Below are 6058 nucleotides of genomic sequence, written 5' to 3' on the forward strand. Positions count from 1 at the left end.
CTCACCCCAGCTTCGCGTTCTGTGCCTTCACCACCGACGGCGGCAGTTCCGCGTCGCTCGGCCTGGCGTTGGCGATGGCCAGGCCGTTGACCGAGAAGTAGACGCCGACGACGTCGCCGTCGCGGACGACCTCGGTGTGCAGGGTGTGCGGGGCGCCCCGGAAGGTCATCGTCGCTTCGAAGCCGAGGGCCTCGTCCCCGGCCGGTGCGACCTCCTCCGCCGTGACGGAGTCGTACGCACTGGTGCCGCCGCTCGCTTCGGCCGTGAAGCCGGAACCGCAGGACTCCACGGCCTTCTTCACGTCGGCCACGGCGGACCGCGCGCCCCCGGCCCCGTAGGCGGTGAGGGTGACGTAGGTGTGCGCGCTGTCGAGGCCCTTCGCCTTCTCCGCCAGCACCCGGGTGAGGTCGGCCCGCGGGTCCCCGAGCGGGAGCTGGTTCATCGCGTGGGCCAGGGGAGCGCAGGCCTGCTTGTCGAGGGTGACCTCTTCCGGGGACGTGGCGAAGAGGAAGTCGTCGCTGGGCTCCTCCACCGAGAAACCGTCGACGTCGGCGGGCGTGACCATGAGTTCCGCCAGCTGCTGCTCGGGCGTGAGCCGCTCTGTCCGGGACGCGGAGGGCCTGGGTTCGCCGGTCGCCTTGTCCGACTCCGTGTCGCCACCGCACGCGGTGAGCGTGGCGAGGGAGAGGAGGGAAAGCGCGGAGGCGGCGAGCGAGGAGGCTCGCTTCATGGGTGGCTCCTTGAGGGTCGATCGACTCCTGGGGACAGCGGGAACCGGCGCTGTCTGCGCTTCCGTCACTTCCGAGTCCCCCGTGTCCCCGTACGTCCCGTTCACCGGTCCGAGCGAAGATCATGGCATGGTGAAGCCGGGCCCTCGTGAGCGAATCGTGCAGGCCTCATGGGCGAGCCGTGACGGATCGGGCGGCTGCTGTGGCCGTTCGGCCGGTTCGTCGGTTCGCTCCCGCACAGGGGGTGAGCCGCTTCCCGGCCGCGCGCCAACTGGGTTGTTCAACACTCAAGTTGCAGGTGAGTAACAGCGAGGGCGGTGGCGCTCGTGAGGCGAGGTATGCCTTGAGGGGCTTATGTGTGGCTGATACGGTGCGATCGCTTGACACTCACCTCAGCGTTGGCTATCCGCCCAGGTCGGGCGGGCGCATCCCGCACGTCCCGCACGTCCCGCATGTCCGTGCGCGAGTGGATGCGGGTGGAGTGTCGGGAATTTCAGGGCACTTGGCAGACAAATTCTTGGGTGTACGGGGAGCGGTTGCGTGAAGATCCAAGAGCGTACGGGGGCGGGCGCCGGCCGTTCCGCGGCTCCGGCTCAGCCGCCGGTCGGTGACCGGCTTCCCACACCGCCTCGCGAGCGCAAACCGGCACTGGCCGCGCTCGCCGTACTGCTGATCCTCGTCGGTGCGCTCGGGGCCACGATGCTCGTGCTGCAGGCCGGGGACCGGATCGAGGTCGTGAAGATCACGGAGGAGATCCCCGCGGGGCAGTCGGTCACCGACGCCAACACCGAGCCCGTCATGGTCGCCGAGGACCCGGGCATCCACTACATCGAGTGGACGCAGCTGGCGGCCCTGAAGAAGCTCAAGGCCGTCAGCACGATCCCCGCCAACGTCGTCCCCGTCGGCGAGATGTTCGGCAAGGAGGCCAGCGTCCCGGAGGGCAAGGCCCTCGTCGGTCTCTCCCTCAAGGAGGGGCAGTACCCGACCGGTCTGAAGTCGGGTGACACCGTCGCCGCCTACCGCGTCGGTGGCACCGCCCGTTCCGGCTCCGACTCCGACGACGGCACCGGCTCCTCCGCCACCGGCGGCAGCAACACCCTGATCGTGGACCGGGCGCGCGTGGACTACGTCCAGGAGACGAAGAGCGGTGACATCGTCAGCAGCACCAACAAGCCCGTGACGCTGCTCGTCGACAGCGCCGAGGCCGCCGAACTCACCCAGGCCGCCTCCAACGGCGAGGTGGCGCTCGTCCTCGTTCCTGGCAACTAGAAGGCGGCACCGCACCCATGGCCCTCATCGCCCTCGCCGCCGACAAGGGTTCCCCCGGCGTCACCACCGCGGCCGTCGCCCTCGCGGCGGTCTGGCCGCGGCGTGTCCTGCTCGCCGAGACCGACCCGGCGGGCGGTGACCTCGTCTACCGCAGCGCCGCCGCGCACGGCGGGCCGCTGAACCCCAACACCGGGATGCTGTCCATCGCGGCCACGGCCCGGCGCGGGCTCGTGCCCGACCAACTCTGGGACCACGTGCAGCCGTTGAGCGGCGGGCTCGAAGTGCTCGTCGGGCTCGGGATCGCCGAGCAGGCCGCCGGGCTCGCCGGACTGTGGCCGACCCTCGGGCACGCCTTCGCCTCGCTCGCCGACTCCCCGCACGCGCCCGCCGACGTCATCGCCGACTGCGGACGCGTCAGCGGGGACACCCCGGCCGTCGAGCTGTTCCCGCACGCCGCCCTCGTCCTGCTCGTCTCCCGCACCGAGCCGGAGGCGCTCGCCCGGGTGCGGGACCGTGCCGCCGCCCTGGCCGGCAAGCTGCACGGCGGACCGCGCGGCGCCGCGAACCTGGGCAATCCGGCGATCGGCGTCGTCCTGATCGCCGACACCGGCAACGCCGCCAAGCTCGCGTCCCAGGTCAACGACATGCTCGTACACGCCCAGACCGGCGCCCGCGTGGTCGGCACCCTCGCCGACGACCCGGCCGGTGCCGGTCAGCTGGCCGGACGCCGGCGCGGACGGCTCGACAAGTCGCTGCTGATCCGCTCCGCCCGCAAGGTGACCGCCGACCTGTACCAGCAGTACGGCGCCGCCTGGGCCGCGTCCGCACAGGCCCAGCAGGCGCACGCCCAGGCCCAGCAGGGGCAGATGAACGGCCGTGCCGGGGCCGGCCGATGACCGCTGTCGACCACCAGCTGGTCAAGCGGTTCCGCCAGGACGCCGGCGACCGGATCGCCGAGCAGCGCCGCCTCGACCAGGTCAACGGCGTCACGCCGATGTCCACCGAGGACGAGCGGCAGTACGCCCGTGCCGTCATAGCCCAGATACTCGAGGAGTACGCCCGCGCCGAGATCAACGCGGGCCGTACGCCGCTGGACGCCGAGACCGAGGAGCAGTACGCGGCGGCCGTGCACGCGGCGCTGTTCGGTGTCGGCCGGCTCCAGCCGCTGCTCGACGACCCCGAGGTCGAGAACATCGACATCAACGGCTGCGACCAGGTGTTCGTCGGCTACTCCGACGGCCGTGAGGTGCGCGGCGAACCCGTCGCCGAGACCGACGAGGAACTCATCGAGCTCATTCAGGTGCTGGGCGCGTACTCGGGTCTGTCGTCGCGGCCCTTCGACTCCGCCAATCCGCAGCTGGACCTGCGGCTGCCGGACGGTTCGCGTCTGTCGGCCGTCATGGACGTGGCCCGGCGGCCCGCGCTGTCCATCCGCCGGGCGCGGATGGGCAAGGTGTTCATCTCCGACCTGGTCGGGAACGGCACGCTCACACCGGAGTTGGGACACTTCCTCGCCTGCGCGGTCCGCGCCCGCAAGAACATCATGATCGCGGGGGCGACCAACGCCGGCAAGACCACGCTGCTGCGCGCCCTCGCCAACGAGATCCCGCCGCACGAGCGCCTCATCACCGTGGAACGGGCCCTGGAGCTCGGGCTCGACACCTTCCCCGACCTCCACCCCAACGTGGTGGCGTTCGAGGAGCGACTGCCCAACTCCGAGGGGCAGGGCGCCATTTCCATGGCCGAGCTGGTGCGGCGGTCGCTGCGCATGAACCCCTCCCGCGTCATCGTCGGTGAGGTGCTCGGCGACGAGATCGTGACGATGCTGAACGCGATGTCCCAGGGCAACGACGGTTCGCTGTCCACGATCCACGCCAACAGCTCCAGCGAGGTCTTCAACCGCATTTCCACCTACGCCCTGCAGGCGGCGGAGCGGCTGCCCATCGAGGCCAGCCAGATGCTGATCGCGGGCGCGGTGAACTTCGTCGTCTTCATCCAGCGGCGCAACGGCTTCCAGAGCGGCGGCCGCCTCCAGCGCATGGTCACCTCCGTCCGCGAGGTCAACGGCGTCGACGGCCGGGTGCTGTCCAGCGAGGTGTTCGCGGAGACTCCCGACGGCCGGGTCGTGCCGCACGCCCCCATAGCCTGCCTGGAGGAACTGATGGCCCACGGCTACCGGCCCAGCGGAACGTGGGGGTGATCCGGTGACCCAGACGACCACCCCCCTGGCCGCGATCGGCTCGCTCGGCTCCATGGGCGGCCTGTTCTCCACCACCGTCCTGTACGCGCTCGCGTCCGGGGTCGCCGTCGGCGGCGGACTGGCCCTGTTCGCCGTCGCCGTGCGCGGCCTGCCCGCCAAGCCCGAGCACGAGAAGCAGAAGGCGAGCGAACGGGCGAGCGAGCTGATCCGGTTCGCCGGTCAGCGCGGTTCCCTCGCCGCGATCGTCGGCCTCGTCGTCCTGCTGCTGACCCGCTGGACGGTCGCGGGCATCGCCGCCGCCGTCCTCGTCTTCTTCTGGGACCGCCTCTTCGGCGGTGCCGCCGAGGAGCGGGCCGCGATGCGGCGCGTGGAGGCGCTGGCCTCCTGGACCGAGTCGCTGCGCGACACCATCGCCGGCGCGGTCGGCCTGGAGCAGGCCATCCCGGCGTCCGCCCGGGCCGCGGCGCCCGTCCTGCGCCCGCACCTCGACGCGCTCGTCGACCGGCTGCGCGCCCGCACCCCGCTGCCCGACGCGCTCCAGCAGCTCGCCGACGAGATCGACGACGCGTCCGCCGACATCATCGTCGCCGCGCTCATCCTCAACGCCCGGCTGCGCGGCCCCGGTCTGCGGCAGGTGCTCGGCGCGCTGGCCAAGTCGGCGCGCGAGGAGGTCGACATGCGGCAGCGCGTGATGGCGCAGCGGGCGTCCACCCGGCGCTCGGTGCAGATCGTCGTCGCCGTGTCGATCGCGTTCGTCCTCGGCCTGTCCGTCTTCAACCGCGACTTCGTCGAGCCGTACGGCACGGTCGTCGGCCAGCTCGTCCTCGCCTGCGTCTGCGGCCTGTTCGCCCTCGGCTTCTGGTGGCTGCGCAAGCTGTCCACCATCGAGACGCCCGAACGCTTCCTGGTGCGCGACGAGTCGGCGGTGCGGTTCGTCCGTCCCCGCACGTTTGGCGCCCCGTCGCAGCAGGCGCCGCTCCAGCAGGAAGAGGGGGTACGACGGTGAGCGACGACCTGACGATGCCGGTCGTCGTCGGCGCGGTCATCGGACTGGGCGTCTACGCCCTGGTCCGCGCGCTGATGCCGGCCAAGCGCAGCGCCATCGCCCAGGTCGCCCGGATCGACGCGATGCGGGCCCGAGGGACGGCGTACGAGTCGGCGCGCCCGGCGCAGGACACCGGCCGTCTCGGCTCGCTGAGGGCCGAAGTGGGCGCCCGGGTCGCCGAGTTCTATCTGCAGCAGGGCTGGGAGCAGCGCTCGCTGCGCGCGGACCTGGCGGTGCTGGAACGCAGCTGGGAGAAGTTCCTCGCGACGAAGGTGCTGCTGGCGGTGACGGGCCTGTTCTTCGGCCCGTTCCTCTTCGCGGTCGTCTGGACGCTCGGCTTCAGCTCCAGCCCGGTCATCCCCGTGTGGCTGGCCCTGCTGTGCGCGGCGCTGTTCTTCTTCCTGCCGGACCTGGAGGTACGCCGGGACGCCGCGGAGAAGCGGCGCGACCTGCGCCGGGTGATCGGTGCGTACCTGGACCTGGTGTCGATGAGCCTGGCCGGCGGCCGGGGCCTGCCCGAGGCGCTGATGGCGGCGGCCGAGGTGTCCGACGGGTGGGCGACGCAGCGCATCCGCAACGCCCTCGCGGACGCCCGGATCACCGGCATCAGCCAGTGGCAGGCGCTGGGGCAGCTGGGGGAGGAGCTGGGCGTGGAGGAACTGAAGGACCTCTCCGCCTCCCTGGCCCTGGTCGCCGACGACGGCGCCAAGGTGCGCGAGTCCCTCGCCTCCCGCGCCGAGACCATGCGGCACCGCGAACTCGCCGAGATCGAGGGCAGCGCGGGCGAGAAGTCCCAGTCGATGCTCGTGGCGCAGC

The 6058-nt window shown here is 71.8% G+C and carries 6 protein-coding genes; 5 read left to right on the forward strand and 1 reads right to left on the reverse strand.

Annotated elements, in window-relative coordinates; all coding sequences use genetic code 11:
• Position 1 precedes the first annotated feature (1 nt).
• A complete protein-coding gene (locus RIM90_RS29880) occupies positions 2-730 on the reverse strand; it encodes a hypothetical protein (RefSeq protein ID WP_309063868.1) in 729 nt (242 codons plus the stop codon).
• Between the two features lie 538 nt (positions 731-1268).
• On the opposite strand from RIM90_RS29880, the gene RIM90_RS29885 reads away from it, so the two are divergent.
• The 5 genes from RIM90_RS29885 to RIM90_RS29905 form a co-directional block, all read left to right on the forward strand.
• A complete protein-coding gene (locus RIM90_RS29885; protein WP_309063869.1) occupies positions 1269-1997 on the forward strand; it encodes a hypothetical protein in 729 nt (242 codons plus the stop codon).
• Between the two features lie 17 nt (positions 1998-2014).
• The gene (locus RIM90_RS29890) at positions 2015-2893 is read left to right on the forward strand and encodes a hypothetical protein (protein ID WP_309063870.1); all 879 of its coding nucleotides are present in this window, start codon (positions 2015-2017) and stop codon (positions 2891-2893) included.
• The gene (locus RIM90_RS29895; protein WP_309063871.1) at positions 2890-4197 is read left to right on the forward strand and encodes an ATPase, T2SS/T4P/T4SS family; all 1308 of its coding nucleotides are present in this window, start codon (positions 2890-2892) and stop codon (positions 4195-4197) included. Before RIM90_RS29890 ends, RIM90_RS29895 begins: the two co-directional genes overlap by 4 nt.
• 52 nt (positions 4198-4249) lie before the next feature.
• Positions 4250-5203, forward strand: a complete 954-nt coding sequence (locus tag RIM90_RS29900) for a type II secretion system F family protein (protein ID WP_309063872.1) — start codon at positions 4250-4252, stop codon at positions 5201-5203.
• A gap of 14 nt (positions 5204-5217) precedes the next feature.
• Positions 5218-6058, forward strand: an 841-nt coding sequence (locus tag RIM90_RS29905; protein ID WP_309063873.1) for a type II secretion system F family protein, incomplete at its 3' end; no start/stop codon positions are given.

The sequence above is a fragment of the Streptomyces sp. genome (genome assembly GCF_031181555.1).
GTDB classification, from domain to species: domain Bacteria; phylum Actinomycetota; class Actinomycetes; order Streptomycetales; family Streptomycetaceae; genus Streptomyces; species Streptomyces fimbriatus.